Here is a 14,764-nt window from a genome sequence, read left to right as displayed (position 1 = left end):
CCGCGTGAGGCGCTTAGCGCTGTGCGGCGCGGATGCGCTCGACCCGCTCGGCGCTGGCCGGATGGCTCGACAGATACGGCGTGCCTTCGTCCAGCTTGCCCAAGGCGACAAACACCTGCGCCAGGTGTTCCAGCGCGATGCCGTTCTGGCGCAGCATGGCGATCGCGTAGTCGTCCGCATCGCGTTCGACATCGCGCGAATACTTCAAGTCCAGCAGCAACGGCGGCAGGGTTGCCACCACCGTCGACACGTCGCCGAACAGCAGCGCCGCGCCGGCGCCCACGGCCGAGGTCTGGATGATGCGCCGCGTCAGGTGGCGCTGCTGCAAATGTCCCAGCTCATGCGCCAGCACGCCCATGATGGCCTGGTCGTCCGGCAGCAGTTCGATCATTTCGTCGGTCAGCACGATGTCGCCGGACGGCAGGGCAAACGCATTCGGGCCGATCTTGCTCTTGCGAAACACGATGCGGTGCTCGGGCGTGCTGTCGCCGGGCGTGGCCAGGCGCGCGAACTGGGCGCGCAAGGCTTGCTGGCGCGCGCCATCGAGCTGGCTGGGCGCGAATACATGGCGGTCCAGCATGTCGAGCACGCCCTGGCCCAGCTGCCGTTCGACCGACTGCGGCAGGGTGTACGCGATGCCCTTGGCCGCCAGCGGCAGCAGGTATTGATAGCTGAGCCAGAGGGCCAGCACCGTGGCCACCGTCGCCAGCAGGGCGCCGCGCCAGCTTTGCTGCAGCCGCACCACCCAGCCGTCGCGGTGGCCCGTGGCGTGCAGCATGTCGTTGAAGGCCGCCTGGTCGGCGATTTCCAGGTAGGCGCCGTCTGGAAAGCTGACCTTGCGCACGGCGTGGCGGCTGCGTTCGGACACGTGCAGCTCGCCCAGCGGGCAGCTGCGCTCGATGTCGCCCGCCAGCACGGCCACGCCATCGCGCACGCTGAGCATGACGTGGTACAGGCGCGAGCTCTGGCCGTCGAAATAGCGGGCGGCCAGCGCGGCGTGGTCTTCTTGCGTGTCGGCGTTCATTGCTTACAGCGACAGGTCGAAGTCCAGCAGGTCGACCATGCCTTCGCCCGTGGCCGATACTTGCTGGCCCGTGGCGGCGACGAACTCGTCCAGGCTGCCATGCACCAGCATCGAGGTCGCCTCCAGGCGGTATTTCAGCCAGCGCACCTGGGCGAATGGCGTAAACAGGCCCAGGGTGAAGACCACGCCCAGCAGGTTAGTCAGCATGACGAAGGTGGTGCGGCCCCACGTCAGCTGCGACTGGAACTGGTGCTGCTGCAAGCGCGTATTGTTCCAGATCAGGTTCTGGATCATGGTCAGGAACAGCGGCAGCACGGTAAACGCCCACAGGTACAGGGCGCCGATGGCAAACAGCACGCTTTCGAGCTTGGCCCTGTCACTCATATCGGTGGAAAACGAGGCGAACATGCTGCCGAAGACGACGAAAACCAGCACCAGCAGCCCGCCCAGCAGCAGCGCGAAGAACAGCAGATAGGTCTTGTAGAAGCTGCCGACCGTGGCGTCAAAGCTGAAATGGGTGGCGCCGAAACGGCTTTGCGTGTGCTGGAAGCGCTTCAGGCGCTGGTGCAGGAAAGGCGTCATCAGGCCGCCCGTGAAGGTATTCAGGATGGGCAGCCACAGGAAGTACTTGTAGGCATCCTTGGCGCTGCCGCTGAAACCGAAGCGGATACCACGGTAGCTGGTGTTGTACAGCTTGAATTGCAGGCTTTTCCATATCAGCCAGGGCAGAATGGCGGCCAGCAGCACGAACATCAGCAAGCCGACGATGGGCGAGACCTGGAAGGCGATGTTGTAGCCGGCGATCAGCACCACGGCGGCGATGCGGCCTTTCAGGATGGCCACGGCATTGCCATGGTATTCGAAGCTGCTGCCGGCCAGGTGGGTGCTGGAATAGAAATAGCGGTTGCGGCGCACCTTGGCCCAGGCCGAGTAAATGCCCAGGGTGACGATGCTCAGCAGCAGGTTAACGATCCAGATACGGAAGTATTCGCTGCCGGTGGCGCTGAAGGTGATGGCTTCTTGTCTGGGAGTAGTGTTGTTTGCGTCGAAATCCACAGGGGTTTCCTTACTTATTGGAAACAAAACAAGATAAGGGATTATTGAAAAGTTATCAATTGAAAATACTGTTTTTCGCAATTTTTTCGTCGATTCGCTTGCGCTGCCCCGATCCGGCCGTCCCGGCTATACTGGAACTCAACCATCGCTACCGGGAAAACCATGATCGTCGTCCACCATCTGAACAATTCGCGCTCGCAGCGCGTGCTCTGGCTGCTCGAGGAACTGGGCCTGGAATATGAGGTCAAGCGCTACCAGCGCGACCCGAAAACCATGCTGGCGCCCGCTTCCTTGAAAGCCGTCCATCCGCTGGGCAAGTCGCCCGTGATCACGGATGGCGCCAATACCATCGCCGAGTCGGGCGCCATCATCGATTACCTGGTCGAGCGCTACGGCAATGGCCGGTTGATACCGGCGGCCGGCACGCCGGACAAGCTGCGCTGGACCTACTGGCTGCATTTCGCGGAAGGCTCGGCCATGCCGCCGCTGCTGATGAAGCTGGTGTTCGACAAGGTCGAGTCGTCGCCGATGCCGTTTTTCGTCAAACCGGTCGCGCGCGGCATCGCCAGCAAGGTCAAGAGCAGCTTCATCCTGCCCAATATCACCAGCCAGCTGGCCTACATGGAAGCGGAACTGGAGAAAAGCAAATGGTTTGCCGGCAATGAATTCACGGCGGCCGATATCCAGATGAGCTTTCCGCTGGAAGCGGCGGCCATGCGCGGCGGACTCGACGAGAGCCTGCCGAAGCTGACGGCGTTCCTGCAGCGCATCCACGCGCGGCCCGCGTATCAACGTGCCCTGGAGCGTGGCGGCCCCTACGATTTCGCCAAATGAGAACGCCTAACCAAACCTACTGCGCGTCGCGACTTGCGGCCTGCGATGCTCACCGTACTTGAGTACGGTTGCGCTTCTTAGCCACAATTCACTTCCGCTCGCTACGGTTTTGTTAGGCGTTGTTACGCCGCGTAAAACCTGCCAAGCGGAATTCGCGGGGAATAGTGCTCGCTCCATACGGTAAAATGCCCGATTCAACCAGTATTTACTTACCGCATGGCCAGACTCCTCGCTATCGACGGCTTGAATATCGTACGCCGCGTCTACGAAGCCAGTCCTGAACCCGATTCCGACCTGAAGGCGGAGATCGCGCTGCGCCATGCGCTGTCGTCGTTCCGCACCCTCATCAACGACCACGAGCCGACGCACATCCTGCCCGCCTTCGACTTTGGCGGCCCCACCTGGCGCCACGCGCTGTATGCCGGTTACCGCGAGGGGCGCCAGCCCATGCCGCAGGTGCTGCGCGACGCCTTGCCCGGCTTTTACGCCACCCTGGCCAGCTTCGGCATGCACGTGGTCAGCATCCCCGAGGTCGAGGCCGACGACGTGATCGGCACGGCCGTCATGCGCTGGCTGCACGAGGGGCGCGGCGCGGCCGTCATCGCCACCACCGACAAGGATTTGCATGGCCTGATCGCCCACGGCGCGCTCGTGTGGGACCATTTCAAGGGCATCTGGCACGACCGCGCCTGGGTCGAGAAAAAGTTCGGCGTGCCGCCGGAACTGCTGCCCGACCTGCTGGCGCTGATGGGCGACGTCACCGACAGCATCCCCGGCGTGTCGAAGATCGGCCTGAAGACGGGCGCGAAACTGTTGCGCGCTTACGGCAATATCGACGCCGTGATGGCCGGCGCGGGCATTTTGCCCGGCACGCTGGGCGAAAGCCTGCGAAAAGAGCGGGAAATACTGTATCTTTCAAGAAAGTTAGTAGAACTCAAGACCGACGTGACCCTGGGTGTGACCTGGAACAAGCTCGTCTGGGAAAAATAGAGCTCTTCTGGCCAGAACACGGAATAAATCAAGCAAGGGAAGTAATCATGATGTTAAAGACAGTCCTGATCGATAGCAGCGCCGTGGCGCGCGGCCTGCTGAACACGGTCCTGACCGATGGCGGCTACGACGTCTGCGGGCAGACGCATACCAGCGCGCTGGGGCTGGCGCTGCTGGTCAAGCACCACCCGCATTTCGTCTGCATCGCGCGCGAACAGGTGGAAGACGGGACGAATGTGGTGCAAACCATCCGCGCCCAGTACCCGAAGACGCTCATTTTCATGGTCTCGGGCGGCATCGACGCCGCCTCGCTGCAGGCGGCCCATGCCATGGGCGTGTCGGGCTTCATCGTGAAACCCTTCATGGCCGACACGGTCCTGAAAACCGTGCGCAACACGGTGATCGCCATGGTGCGCAAGCAGCAGCAGGCCTTGGCCGCCGCTGCGCAAGGCAATACCTAGACGCCAGCCAGGCCCGTCGCGCTGGCGATGATGCCGCCACCGAGGCACACGTCGCCGTCGTACAGCACGGCCGACTGGCCCGGCGTGACGGCCCATTGCGCCTGGTCAAACGCCAGGCTGAACAGTTCATTTCCATTCGGCAACAACTGGCAAGCCACGTCGGCCTGGCGGTAGCGCGTCTTGGCGCTCAAGGCGCCCGCCTGCGGCGCCGTGCCGGCCACCCAGCTGGCCTGGTCGGCCGTCAACGATGGCGACAGCAGCCACGGGTGGTCGTGGCCCTGCACCACCCACAGGGTGTTGTTGGCGATATCCTTGCGCGCCACATACCAGGCGTCGCTGCTGCCGTCCGCATTCTGGTACGACTTCACGCCGCCGATGCCGATACCCTTGCGCTGGCCCAGCGTGTAAAAACTCAGTCCCACGTGTTCGCCCACGGTCTTGCCGTCCGCCGTTTTCATCGGGCCCGGCTTGTACGACAGGTAGCGGTTCAAGAATTCGCGGAACGGGCGTTCGCCAATGAAGCAGATACCCGTGGAATCCTTCTTCTGCGCGTTCGGCAGGGCCAGTTTTTCGGCGATCTGGCGCACTTGCGTCTTCGGGATTTCACCGAGCGGAAACAAGGTCTTGGACAGCTGCGCCTGGTTCAAACGGTGCAGGAAATAGCTTTGGTCCTTGCTGGCGTCGACGGCCTTGAGCAGTTCATAGCGGCCCGCATCGGTCGGCGCCTGGCGCACGCGCGCATAGTGGCCGGTGGCGATCAGGTCGGCGCCCAGGGTCATGGCGTGGTCAAGGAAGGCCTTGAACTTGATTTCGGCGTTGCACAGCACGTCCGGGTTCGGCGTGCGGCCGGCCTGGTATTCGCGCAAGAAATCGGCGAACACGCGGTCCTTGTATTCGGAAGCGAAATTGACGGCTTCGATATCGACGCCGATGACGTCGGCCACGCTGGCCGCGTCGATCCAGTCCTGGCGCGTGGAGCAGTATTCCGAATCGTCGTCATCTTCCCAGTTTTTCATGAACAGGCCGATGACTTCATAGCCTTGTTCCTTCAGCATCCATGCCGCGACCGAGGAATCGACCCCGCCCGACATGCCGATAACGACTTTCTTCTTGCTCATCTTGCCTTCCAGTTACTTTTTAGATAATGTTGCTATGCGCTATTGAAAACGGACGCATGCGTGTGCAGCAGGGCCAGCGGCGCGCGCCGGCCGGCCAGGTATTCGTCCACGCACTGCAGCACCAGGGGGCTGCGGTGGCGTTCCTGGCATGCCGCCAGCTCGTCGCGCGTCATCCACAGGGTGCGGATGATGCCTTCGTCCAGCGGGCGGTCATGCTCGGCGCCGGCCGTGCCGCAAAAGGTGAAGCGCAGATAGGTCACGTCCTCGCCCGTGCGCAGTGACTGGTAGCGCGACATGTACATGCCGACCAGTGCCGTGGGGATGAAATCGTAGGCCGCTTCTTCCAGCGTTTCGCGGATCACCGCCTGTTCCAGCGACTCGAACGGGTCGAGGTGACCGGCCGGTTGATTGATCTTGATGCCTTCGCTGGTCTCTTCTTCAATCAGTAAAAACAGGCCGTCGCGCTCGACGATGGCGGCAACGGTGACAGAGGGTTTCCAGATTCTCGGCATGATTCCATCCTTGAAAGAGCCGACATTTTATCTTGTTCTGCGCGCGCGGTTTGAACCCGGCCTTCTGTTGCGCGGACATATTGATAAATGACAACGTTTTAGCAAATAGCGGTGGGAGGTACTTACGTCTTTCCCCGGGAGCGCACTAGCATGGGGGCTTAGTCGGCAAGATGGCAGGAAACGCCCGCTAATATAGGCTTTCCCTGTGGTCAAAACAAGCGCGCACGCAGGCTCGACTGTGGTGAGATTGACACACCTTTCCCACAATATGGTCGCTGCGCCGCATGGTGAAACGAATCGTGGGATGTTGATGAAATTAGTGTCGTACGACTAAAAGTTGCTGGTTCACAAACGTTTAACGCGCTGCTTTCCGTGTTAGATTCTAGTCAGTTTATCAATTAGCGGAGGCATCATGAGGATAGGCATACCGGCCGAAACACGGCCTGGTGAAACGCGGGTGGCAGCAACGCCCGAGACAGTCAAGAAGCTGGCAGCCAAGCATCAAGTCGTCGTGCAGTCGGGAGCGGGCCTGCAAGCGTCGATTCCCGATGAAGCCTATGCCGCCGCCGGCGCGCAGATCGGCACCGCCCAGGAAGCATACGGTTGCGCCATCGTGCTCAAGGTGCGCGCACCGGACGCCGCTGAGCGGGCCCTGATGGCCAGCGGCACGGTGCTGATCGGCATGTTGAACCCGTTTGACGCGGACAATATCGCCGCCATGGCCACGGCCGGGCTGTCCGCCTTCGCGCTGGAAGCCGTGCCGCGCATCACGCGCGCGCAATCGATGGACGTGCTGTCATCGCAGGCGAACATCGCCGGCTACAAGGCCGTGCTGGTGGCCGCAAATACCTATCAGCGCTTCATGCCCATGCTGATGACGGCGGCCGGCACCGTCAAGGCGGCCCGCGTGCTGATCATGGGCGTGGGCGTGGCCGGTTTGCAGGCGATCGCCACGGCCAAGCGCCTGGGCGCCGTCATCGAAGCGTCCGACGTGCGCCCGCCCGTCAAGGAACAAGTGGAGTCCCTGGGCGCCAAGTTCCTCGACGTGCCCTTCCTCACCGATGAAGAAAAGGAAATCGCCAAGGGTTCGGGCGGCTATGCGCGCGCCATGCCGGCCGACTGGATGCGGCGCCAGGCCGAACTGGTGCACGAACGGGCGAAACTGGCCGACATCATCATCACCACGGCCCTGATTCCCGGCCGCGCCGCGCCCGTGCTGATTTCAGAAGAAACGGTGAAAGCCATGAAACCGGGCTCCGTCATCGTCGACCTGGCCGTCGAGCAGGGCGGCAACTGCCCCCTGTCCGAGCTGGGCAAGACGGTGCTCAAACACGGCGTGTACATCGTCGGCGAGCCGAATCTGGCGACCCTGGTGGCGGCCGACGCCTCGGCCCTGTATGCGCGCAACGTGCTGGACTTTTTAAAGCTCATCATCGACAAGGACGACCAATTGCTGATCGACCGCGAGGATGAAATCATCAAGGCCAGCCTGGTGTGTGCAAGCAGTGAAATCTTACGTAAATAACGCGGCGCCGGAGAGAACAACATCATGGAAATCAGTCACACCATCATTAACCTGATCATCTTCGTGCTGGCCATTTATGTCGGCTATCACGTCGTCTGGACCGTCACGCCGGCGCTGCATACGCCGCTGATGGCCGTTACCAATGCCATTTCCGCCATCATCATCGTCGGCGCCATGCTGGCGGCCGGCCTGACGCAAGGCCCGCTGGCGCAGGCGGCCGGCACCCTGGCCGTGGCCCTGGCCGCCGTCAACGTGTTTGGCGGCTTCCTCGTCACGCAGCGCATGCTCGAGATGTTCCGTAAAAAAGAACCGAAAGCCAAGCAAGGAGCAAAAGAATGAGTCACGCCATGAGCTTCGTCACCATGAACCTGGTGACGATGATGTACCTGATCGCCTCGGTGTGCTTCATCCAGGCCCTGAAAGGCCTGTCGTCGCCCTCCACGGCGCGCCGCGGCAATGCTTTCGGCATGAGCGGCATGGCGATTGCCGCCGTCACTACCGTGGCGCTGATCCTGAAACTCAAGGAACAGCAGACGGGCGGCATGGGCTTGACCCTGGTCATTATCGGCATCGTCACTGGCGGCGCCATCGGCGCCTACCTGGCAAAAACCGTGGAAATGACGAAGATGCCGGAACTGGTGGCGGCCATGCACTCGCTGATCGGCCTGGCGGCCGTCTGCATCGCCGTGGCGGCCGTGTCGGAACCGTGGGCCTTCAATATCGCCAAACACGGCGAGGCGCTGCCCATCGGCAACCGTTTCGAGCTGTTCATCGGCACCTTTGTCGGCGCCATCACGTTTTCCGGCTCGGTGATCGCCTTCGGCAAGCTGTCGGGCAAATACAAGTTCCGCCTGTTCCAGGGCGCGCCCGTCAGCTTCAAGGGCCAGCACATGCTCAACCTGGTGCTGGCGCTGGTGATGGTCGGCCTGGGCCTGGCGTTCTGCTTCGCCGACGGGGTGGAACCGGCCTGGACGCCGTTCATCATCATGACCGTCATCGCCTTTGCGCTGGGCGTGCTGATCATCATCCCGATCGGCGGCGCCGACATGCCGGTGGTGGTGTCGATGCTCAACAGTTACTCGGGCTGGGCTGCGGCCGGCATCGGTTTTTCGCTGAATAACTCGATGCTGATCATCGCGGGGTCATTGGTCGGTTCTTCCGGCGCGATCCTGTCGTACATCATGTGCAAGGCCATGAACCGCTCGTTCTTCAACGTCATCCTGGGCGGCTTCGGCGGCGATGCGCCGGCGGCAGGCAGCGCCGGCGCGCAGGAGCAGCGCCCCGTCAAGTCGGGCTCGGCCGACGATGCCGCCTTCATCATGGGCAATGCGGAAACCGTCATCATCGTGCCCGGCTACGGCCTGGCCGTGGCGCGCGCGCAGCACTCGCTGAAAGAACTGGTGGAAAAGCTCACGCACAAGGGCGTCACCGTCAAATATGCGATCCACCCCGTGGCGGGGCGCATGCCGGGCCACATGAACGTGCTGCTGGCCGAAGCCGAGGTGCCATACGACCAGGTGTTCGAGATGGAAGACATCAACGGCGAATTCGGCCAGACGGACGTGGTGCTGGTGCTGGGCGCGAACGACGTGGTCAACCCGGCGGCGAAAGACCCGAAATCGCCGATCGCCGGCATGCCGATCCTGGAAGCCTATAAGGCCAAGAGCATCATCGTCAACAAGCGCTCGATGGCGTCCGGCTATGCGGGCCTGGACAACGACCTGTTCTACCAGCCGAACACGATGATGGTGTTTGGCGACGCCAAGAAGGTGATCGAGGATATGCTCAAGGCCGTCGAGTAAGGCAAGGCCTTGCGCAACGGAAGATGGCCCGCCTTGCGCGGGCCGTTTTTATTGGGCGGCCGCTGCCGCGACGACTTTATTGCGTCCCTGGTGCTTGGCCGCGTACAGGGCCTTGTCCGCTTCCGACATGGCCGCGTCCAGGCTGGCGCCGGCCGTCAGGGAGGCCACGCCGATGCTGATGGTCACCTGCAGCGCGCCGCCGTCGGGCAGCACGGTGACCGCCGCCGCCACGGCCGCGCGGATGCGTTCGGCCACCTGGTGTGCCTGCTGCAAGGTCGCGTCGGGGAAGAGCAGGCCGAATTCCTCGCCGCCGAGGCGCGCCGCCACGTCGGTGATGCGTCCCGTGTCGCGCAGCGCCTGCGCCACCGTGCGCAGCACGGCGTCGCCCACGGCATGGCCATAGCGGTCGTTGATCTTCTTGAAGTGGTCGAGGTCGGCCACGCCCACGGTCAGGGCGGCGCCGCTGCGCGCCGCGCGCGCCATCGCCTGCTCGGCTTGCGCTTCATAGGCGCGCCGGTTGGGCAGCGACGTCAGCGCATCGTGCAGCGCCTGCTGTTCCAGCTGCGCCAGCAGGCTGGCGTTCTTGGCCGCCAGTTCGCGCCGTTCGCGCACGTCGAGCAAGAAGGCGCCGAAATAGCGCATGCCGTCGACCACGCCCAGGTCCAGCGCCTTCATTTCGATGGGGATCATCTGTGCGTTGCGGTGGCGGATGGCGAATTCGCGGATTTTCCCCAGGACGCTGGACTGGCGCGAGCTGCGGATGTAGTTGATGACGAGGTTGTCGTGCTGCGAGGCGACGGTGTCGGGCAACAGGCCGTTCAGGGTCTGGCCCAGCAATTCTCCGCCGGCATAGCCCGACAGTGCCTGCATGGCGCCATTGATATAGCGGATGCGGCACTGCTCGTCGATGATGATGACGGCGTCGAGGGCGTCTTCCAGCAGGCGGGAAAAAAGTACTTCGGGAAGAGCGGCAGGCGGTGCTGCGGGCAATGCATCTGTCATGGAACGGTCGCCAAAAGCCAGGTGACAGCCATTGTCGCATCCGCGGGCCGTTTACTCCATGCCGGATCGCCCGCCTGTTTCTTTTTCGCCCGTGCCCTTTCCTTATTAATAATATTTCAGCGGCGGCCGTACATCATCAGTTCCGCCAACCCCTTGCGCGCGGGCGGGAACGCATCCAGCAAGCCCAGCGACAGGCCCAGTAAGCCTTGCGTGGGGGCGCTGCCCGTGAAGATGCGCGCCATGGTGTCGGTGACGCGCACGGTCAGGCCCCGGTCGGCCTGGCGCAGGCTGGCGTAGCGTTCCAGCGCTGCGGGGCTGCAGTCCTGCGCCAGCACGCGGGCCAGCACGGCGGCGTCGCGCAAGCCCAGATTCAGGCCCTGTCCCGCCACCGGGTGCAGGGTTTGCGCCGCATTGCCGATGGCGACCGTGCGCGCCGTGCCGCCCGCCTGCGCGTTCAGGCCCAGCGGATAGGCCAGGCGCGCCGTCGCATGGGTAAAGCGTCCCAGGCGGCTGCCGAAGGCGGCGCCCAGGCGGGCCAGGAAGGCTGCGTCGTCCAGCGCCAGCAATTGTTCGGCGCGCGTGGGCGGCACGCACCACACCAGCGCGTAGCCGTCGTCCTGCGGCAGCAAGGCCAGCGGGCCTTCATCGGTGAAGCGTTCAAACGCGCGGTGGGCGATGGGGCTGCTTACGCGCACATGGGCAATGATGGCGCTTTGGCCATAATCGCGGCTGACGGCGCGCTCCTGCTGCTGGCCGAACAGGCCGCCCTCGGCCTGCACCAGCAGGCTGGCGCGCAAGCTCGACGCGGCGCCAGCCTGGTCGATCTGCACGGACACGCCGTCGGCGTCTTCCTCACTGCCCGTGACCAGGGCGGGGCGCAAGCTGGCCACACCCAGGCGCTCGCATACGTCGGCCAGCGCGCTGACGACGGCGCCGTAGCGGGCCACGTAGCCGAGCGCCTCGACGCCATGCTCGCCGCGGTCCATCAGGCTGCGCCCGAACCGGCCGCGGCGCGAGACGTGAATCTGGTGGATGGGCGTCGCCTCGACGGGCCAGGCGCCCGCTTCCTCGAGTATCTGGCGGCTGCCGTGCGACAGGGCGATGGTGCGCGGGTCGCGCCGGGCTTGCTCGATGGATTTGGCGTCGAGCAGGGCGATGCCGGCGGCGCGGCTGCCGCGCTGCACCAGCAGGGCGGCCAGCGCCATGCCGACGGGACCGGCGCCGCAGATGGCGAGATCGAAAGTGGACGGTGTATGCATGCGGCGGTGTTAATCCTGTGTCATCAGTTGTTCGATTTCAGCGACGCTCCTGGGCGCCGTGCTGAAGACTTCATGGCCTTGCGGCGTGACCAGCACATCGTCTTCGATGCGGATGCCGGTATGCCAGAATTGCTCCGGCACGCCCGCGCCGGGGCGCACGTAGATGCCCGGCTCCACCGTCAGCACCATGCCCGGTGCCAAAGCGTGCCATGGCTTGCCGGGCGCGCCCGTGTCGCGGTAGGCGCCCACGTCGTGCACGTCCATGCCCAGCCAGTGGCTGGTGCCGTGCATGTAGAAGGGCATATAGGCCTTGTCGGCGATCACGTCCTGCACGCTGCCGCTTTTTTGGCGGCCAAGCAAACCCAGGTCCAGCATGCCCTGCGCCAGCACCTGCACGGCCGCCTCGTGGATGGCGCTGTGCGGCAAGCCGGGGCGCACCACGTCCAGCGCCGCCTGCTGCGCCGCCAGCACCAGTTCATACAGCGCCTTTTGCGGGCCGCTGAAGCGGCCGTTGACGGGAAAAGTGCGCGTGATGTCGGAGGCGTAGCCGTCGAGTTCGCAGCCGGCGTCGACCAGGACCAGCTCACCGTCTTTTAATACCGCGTTGTTGGCGCTGTAATGCAGGATGCAGGCGTTGCCGCCGCCGGCCACGATGGAAGAATACGCGGGGAACTGCGCGCCGCTGCGCCGAAATTCGTACAGCAGCTCTGCTTCCAGCGCGTATTCGTGCAGGCCGGGCCGCGTGGCGCGCATGGCGCGCGCGTGCGCGGCGCTGGAAATGGCGGCCGCGCGGCGCATCAGCTGCTGTTCTTCCGGGTCTTTCAGCAGGCGCATGGCGTCGAGCATGCCATGGATGTCATGCGCCATGGCGGGCGCCGTGACGCCGCTGCGGGCCTTCTGCCGCACATTGTGCAGCCAGACCTTCACTTGTGCATCGAGGCTGCCGCCCAGCGCATAGTAGATGGCGGGGGCGTCGGCCAGCAGGCGGCTCATTTCCGCATCGAGTTCCTCGATGGGGAAGGCGCTGTCAAAACCGAAGCTGGCGCGCGCCGCTTCGGGGCCGTGGCGGAAACCGTCCCAGATTTCGCGCTCCGTATTCTTGGCGCGGCAAAACAGGATGGCGCGCGCGGGGGCCGTGGCGCTGGCGGCCACCAGGGCCACGGCGCTGTCGGGTTCCGTGAAACCGCTGAGGTAATAGAAATAGCTGTCGTGCCGGTACGGATAATCGCAATCGCTGTTGCGCGCCACTGCGGGCGCCGTGGCAAGAATGGCCACGCTGCCCGGCAGCATCTGCGCCAGCAGCGCCGCGCGCCGGGCCGCGTAGTTGGCCATCATGTTGCGCTGGCCTTGGCCGTCACGCCATTGAGCGTGTCGAGCTGCTGCGGCGTGCCCACATTCGTCCACTCGCCAGTATAGACTTCGCCGCCCACGCGCCCCTGGTCCGCGTACTGGCGCAGCAGATCGCCCAGTCTGGCATGGCTGCCGGGCGTGATGCCGTCGAACATCTCGGGACGGTACACGCCGATGTTGGCGAAAGTCCACTTGGTCTCGTCCGTATTGTTGATCGCGAACAAGGTCAGGCCGAAGTCGCCCTTGGGATGGAAGTCGGGATTGGGCACCAGGTAGGTCCAGGCGATGTCGCGCTGGTCGGCCGCATATGGCGTGCCCAGCACATCTTTGTCGGCCAGCACGTCGAGTACTTGTTTGAAATCAAAGTAGGGGCAATAGATGTCGCCGGAAATGGCGAGAAATGGTTCATTACCCAGCAAGTGGCGCGCCTGGGCGATGCCGCCCGCCGTTTCCAGCGGTGTGCTTTCTGGCGAGTACGCGATGCGCGCGCCGTACGCGCTGCCGTCGCCCAGGGTTTCTTCGATCAAATGGCCCAGGTGCGCATGGTTGATGACGATGTCCGTGATGCCGGCGCGCACCAGGTTCAGCACATGCCAGACGATCAGCGGGCGGCCGCGCACTTTCAGCAGCGGTTTGGGACAGGTATCGGTAAGCGGACGCATCCGTTCACCGCGGCCTGCGGCAAAGATCATGGCTTTCATGGGTAGTCGTTTTCAGTATCGGTAAGTCGGCTGCGCGGACAGGCCGCGCAGCAGGAAAGTGCCTAGAACGTATAGCCGACTTGCGGCGTTTTATTCTCCAGTGCATCGAGCAAGCGCACCAGCGGCTTGAGTTCCGTGTAGCGGTTGGCCGTCTTGCGCACGTAGTCGAGCACGGTTGGCAGGTCGCCCATGTACAGATCCTTGCCATCGCGGTAATTCAGGCGCGAGAACAGGCCGAGGATTTTCAGGTGGCGCTGCAGGGCCGTGAATTCGAAATCGCGGTAGAAGGCGTCGATGTCGGGGTTCACCGGCAAGCCCAGCTGCTTGGCGCGCTGCCAGTAGCGGATCACCCAGTCGAGCACCAGTTCTTCATCCCACTGGATGTACGCGTCGCGCAGCAGCGAGGCGATGTCGTAGGTGACGGGGCCGAAGACGGCGTCCTGGAAGTCGAGGATGCCGGGATTGGGGATCGAACCATCGTTGATGTGCATCAAATTGCGCGAATGGTAGTCGCGGTGCATGAATACTTGCTGTTGCGACAAGATATTCGCCGTGATGGCTTCGAAGACCTTGTCCAGCTGGGCTTGTTGCACATCCGTCAAGGTGGCGCCCAGGTGCTTGCCGATGAACCATTCCGGGAACAGATTCATTTCGCGCAGGATGAAGGCGCGGTCGAATTCGGGCAGCACGTCGGGGGCGCTGGCCAGCTGGATTTTCATCAACGATTCCAGCGCTTCGGCGTACAGCACGCTGGCATTGTCGTGGTTCAGGGCATCCAGATAGGTGGTCGTGCCCAGGTCGGAGAGCAGCAGGAAGCCATTCTCCAGGTCTTGCGCGATGATCTCGGGCACGGACACGCCGGCGCCTTTCAGCAAGCCGGCCACCTTGACAAAGGCGGGCGCGTTTTCGCGCTCGGGCGGCGCATCCATGGCGATCAGTGTACTTCCTGGCAATGTTGTATTGCCTGGCAGCACATCGAGACGATAGTAGCGGCGGAAGCTGGCATCGCTGGAAGCGGGGCGGGTGGAATCGGGCGAAACGAGGTTCAGCGGGGCCAACCAGGCTTTCAACAGGGTCAGGCGAGCGTCGGCGGAGGCCGGCGCGGCAGGGGAATTGGGGGAGAATGACAT

Annotated in this window: 15 protein-coding genes; 6 read left to right on the top strand and 9 right to left on the bottom strand. The window is 63.6% G+C overall.

All coding sequences use genetic code 11. The annotated features are described in order from the left end of the window. Window positions 1-13: 13 nt before the first annotated feature. Both IGS61_RS08610 and IGS61_RS08605 read right to left on the bottom strand, forming a co-directional pair. Window positions 14-1,024, bottom strand: a complete 1,011-nt coding sequence (locus tag IGS61_RS08610; RefSeq protein WP_230539195.1) for a M48 family metallopeptidase — start codon at window positions 1,022-1,024, stop codon at window positions 14-16. 3 nt (window positions 1,025-1,027) lie between these two features. Beyond that, complete coding sequence (locus tag IGS61_RS08605; protein WP_230539194.1) at window positions 1,028-2,080, bottom strand: YjgN family protein; 1,053 nt, start codon at window positions 2,078-2,080, stop codon at window positions 1,028-1,030. A 162-nt stretch (window positions 2,081-2,242) separates the two neighbouring features. On the opposite strand from IGS61_RS08605, the gene IGS61_RS08600 reads away from it, so the two are divergent. The 3 genes from IGS61_RS08600 to IGS61_RS08590 all read left to right on the top strand — a co-directional run bounded on the left by IGS61_RS08600 (window position 2,243) and on the right by IGS61_RS08590 (window position 4,365). Beyond that, window positions 2,243-2,914 carry a glutathione S-transferase gene (locus IGS61_RS08600; protein ID WP_230539193.1) on the top strand — a complete coding sequence of 224 codons (672 nt, stop codon included), beginning with the start codon at window positions 2,243-2,245 and terminating at the stop codon, window positions 2,912-2,914. Between the two features lie 216 nt (window positions 2,915-3,130). Further along, window positions 3,131-3,904, top strand: a complete 774-nt coding sequence (locus IGS61_RS08595; protein WP_230539192.1) for a 5'-3' exonuclease — start codon at window positions 3,131-3,133, stop codon at window positions 3,902-3,904. A 50-nt stretch (window positions 3,905-3,954) separates the two neighbouring features. Next, window positions 3,955-4,365 (top strand): response regulator, encoded by a 411-nt coding sequence (locus tag IGS61_RS08590; RefSeq protein WP_230539274.1) that lies wholly within the window; start codon window positions 3,955-3,957, stop codon window positions 4,363-4,365. Here IGS61_RS08590 and mnmA read toward each other — a convergent pair. Together mnmA and IGS61_RS08580 are read right to left on the bottom strand one after the other, a co-directional pair. Then, the gene (gene mnmA / locus IGS61_RS08585) at window positions 4,362-5,483 is read right to left on the bottom strand and encodes a tRNA 2-thiouridine(34) synthase MnmA (RefSeq protein ID WP_230539191.1); all 1,122 of its coding nucleotides are present in this window, start codon (window positions 5,481-5,483) and stop codon (window positions 4,362-4,364) included. The genes IGS61_RS08590 and mnmA overlap by 4 nt on opposite strands. A gap of 32 nt (window positions 5,484-5,515) precedes the next feature. Beyond that, a complete protein-coding gene (locus tag IGS61_RS08580; RefSeq protein WP_034745637.1) occupies window positions 5,516-5,995 on the bottom strand; it encodes an NUDIX hydrolase in 480 nt (159 codons plus the stop codon). A gap of 412 nt (window positions 5,996-6,407) precedes the next feature. On the opposite strand from IGS61_RS08580, the gene IGS61_RS08575 reads away from it, so the two are divergent. From IGS61_RS08575 to IGS61_RS08565, 3 genes are read left to right on the top strand one after another with little or no spacing between them, the layout of a single operon-like run. After that, the gene (locus IGS61_RS08575) at window positions 6,408-7,520 is read left to right on the top strand and encodes a Re/Si-specific NAD(P)(+) transhydrogenase subunit alpha (protein WP_230539190.1); all 1,113 of its coding nucleotides are present in this window, start codon (window positions 6,408-6,410) and stop codon (window positions 7,518-7,520) included. 24 nt (window positions 7,521-7,544) lie between these two features. Next, window positions 7,545-7,859 (top strand): NAD(P) transhydrogenase subunit alpha, encoded by a 315-nt coding sequence (locus IGS61_RS08570; protein WP_034778841.1) that lies wholly within the window; start codon window positions 7,545-7,547, stop codon window positions 7,857-7,859. A gap of 8 nt (window positions 7,860-7,867) precedes the next feature. Then, complete coding sequence (locus IGS61_RS08565; RefSeq protein WP_230539273.1) at window positions 7,868-9,322, top strand: NAD(P)(+) transhydrogenase (Re/Si-specific) subunit beta; 1,455 nt, start codon at window positions 7,868-7,870, stop codon at window positions 9,320-9,322. A 48-nt stretch (window positions 9,323-9,370) separates the two neighbouring features. Here the strand turns inward: IGS61_RS08565 and IGS61_RS08560 are convergent, their stop codons facing one another. From IGS61_RS08560 to IGS61_RS08540, 5 genes are all read right to left on the bottom strand, one after another. Further along, window positions 9,371-10,324 (bottom strand): GGDEF domain-containing protein, encoded by a 954-nt coding sequence (locus IGS61_RS08560; RefSeq protein WP_230539189.1) that lies wholly within the window; start codon window positions 10,322-10,324, stop codon window positions 9,371-9,373. Between the two features lie 116 nt (window positions 10,325-10,440). Continuing rightward, window positions 10,441-11,583 (bottom strand): UbiH/UbiF/VisC/COQ6 family ubiquinone biosynthesis hydroxylase, encoded by a 1,143-nt coding sequence (locus tag IGS61_RS08555; RefSeq protein ID WP_230539188.1) that lies wholly within the window; start codon window positions 11,581-11,583, stop codon window positions 10,441-10,443. A 9-nt stretch (window positions 11,584-11,592) separates the two neighbouring features. Next, window positions 11,593-12,915, bottom strand: coding sequence for an aminopeptidase P N-terminal domain-containing protein (locus IGS61_RS08550; protein WP_230539272.1), 1,323 nt, complete (start codon window positions 12,913-12,915; stop codon window positions 11,593-11,595). Beyond that, entirely contained in the window at window positions 12,915-13,634 is a 720-nt protein-coding gene (murU, locus tag IGS61_RS08545; protein WP_230539187.1) for an N-acetylmuramate alpha-1-phosphate uridylyltransferase MurU, read from the bottom strand. Before murU ends, IGS61_RS08550 begins: the two co-directional genes overlap by 1 nt. A 62-nt stretch (window positions 13,635-13,696) precedes the next feature. Beyond that, on the bottom strand, window positions 13,697-14,764 hold the full coding sequence (locus IGS61_RS08540; protein ID WP_230539186.1) for an aminoglycoside phosphotransferase family protein: 1,068 nt from the start codon (window positions 14,762-14,764) through the stop codon (window positions 13,697-13,699).

The organism is Janthinobacterium sp. FW305-129, from assembly GCF_020858115.1.
GTDB lineage: Bacteria > Pseudomonadota > Gammaproteobacteria > Burkholderiales > Burkholderiaceae_D > Janthinobacterium.
The sequence above is the reverse complement of the archived record's forward strand: the minus strand, read 5'-3'. Positions and strand labels throughout refer to the sequence as shown.

What these genes read in the sequence shown, in the direction of transcription:
- mnmA (WP_230539191.1), bottom strand. Translation starts at nt 5,483, where the DNA reads ATGAGCAAGAAGAAAGTCGTTATCGGCATGTCGGGCGGGGTCGATTCC.
- IGS61_RS08595 (WP_230539192.1), top strand. Translation starts at nt 3,131, where the DNA reads ATGGCCAGACTCCTCGCTATCGACGGCTTGAATATCGTACGCCGCGTC.
- IGS61_RS08590 (WP_230539274.1), top strand. Translation starts at nt 3,955, where the DNA reads ATGTTAAAGACAGTCCTGATCGATAGCAGCGCCGTGGCGCGCGGCCTG.
- IGS61_RS08610 (WP_230539195.1), bottom strand. Translation starts at nt 1,024, where the DNA reads ATGAACGCCGACACGCAAGAAGACCACGCCGCGCTGGCCGCCCGCTAT.
- IGS61_RS08560 (WP_230539189.1), bottom strand. Translation starts at nt 10,324, where the DNA reads ATGACAGATGCATTGCCCGCAGCACCGCCTGCCGCTCTTCCCGAAGTA.
- IGS61_RS08600 (WP_230539193.1), top strand. Translation starts at nt 2,243, where the DNA reads ATGATCGTCGTCCACCATCTGAACAATTCGCGCTCGCAGCGCGTGCTC.
- IGS61_RS08575 (WP_230539190.1), top strand. Translation starts at nt 6,408, where the DNA reads ATGAGGATAGGCATACCGGCCGAAACACGGCCTGGTGAAACGCGGGTG.
- IGS61_RS08540 (WP_230539186.1), bottom strand. Translation starts at nt 14,764, where the DNA reads ATGTCATTCTCCCCCAATTCCCCTGCCGCGCCGGCCTCCGCCGACGCT.
- IGS61_RS08550 (WP_230539272.1), bottom strand. Translation starts at nt 12,915, where the DNA reads ATGGCCAACTACGCGGCCCGGCGCGCGGCGCTGCTGGCGCAGATGCTG.
- IGS61_RS08580 (WP_034745637.1), bottom strand. Translation starts at nt 5,995, where the DNA reads ATGCCGAGAATCTGGAAACCCTCTGTCACCGTTGCCGCCATCGTCGAG.
- IGS61_RS08555 (WP_230539188.1), bottom strand. Translation starts at nt 11,583, where the DNA reads ATGCATACACCGTCCACTTTCGATCTCGCCATCTGCGGCGCCGGTCCC.
- murU (WP_230539187.1), bottom strand. Translation starts at nt 13,634, where the DNA reads ATGAAAGCCATGATCTTTGCCGCAGGCCGCGGTGAACGGATGCGTCCG.
- IGS61_RS08565 (WP_230539273.1), top strand. Translation starts at nt 7,868, where the DNA reads ATGAGCTTCGTCACCATGAACCTGGTGACGATGATGTACCTGATCGCC.
- IGS61_RS08570 (WP_034778841.1), top strand. Translation starts at nt 7,545, where the DNA reads ATGGAAATCAGTCACACCATCATTAACCTGATCATCTTCGTGCTGGCC.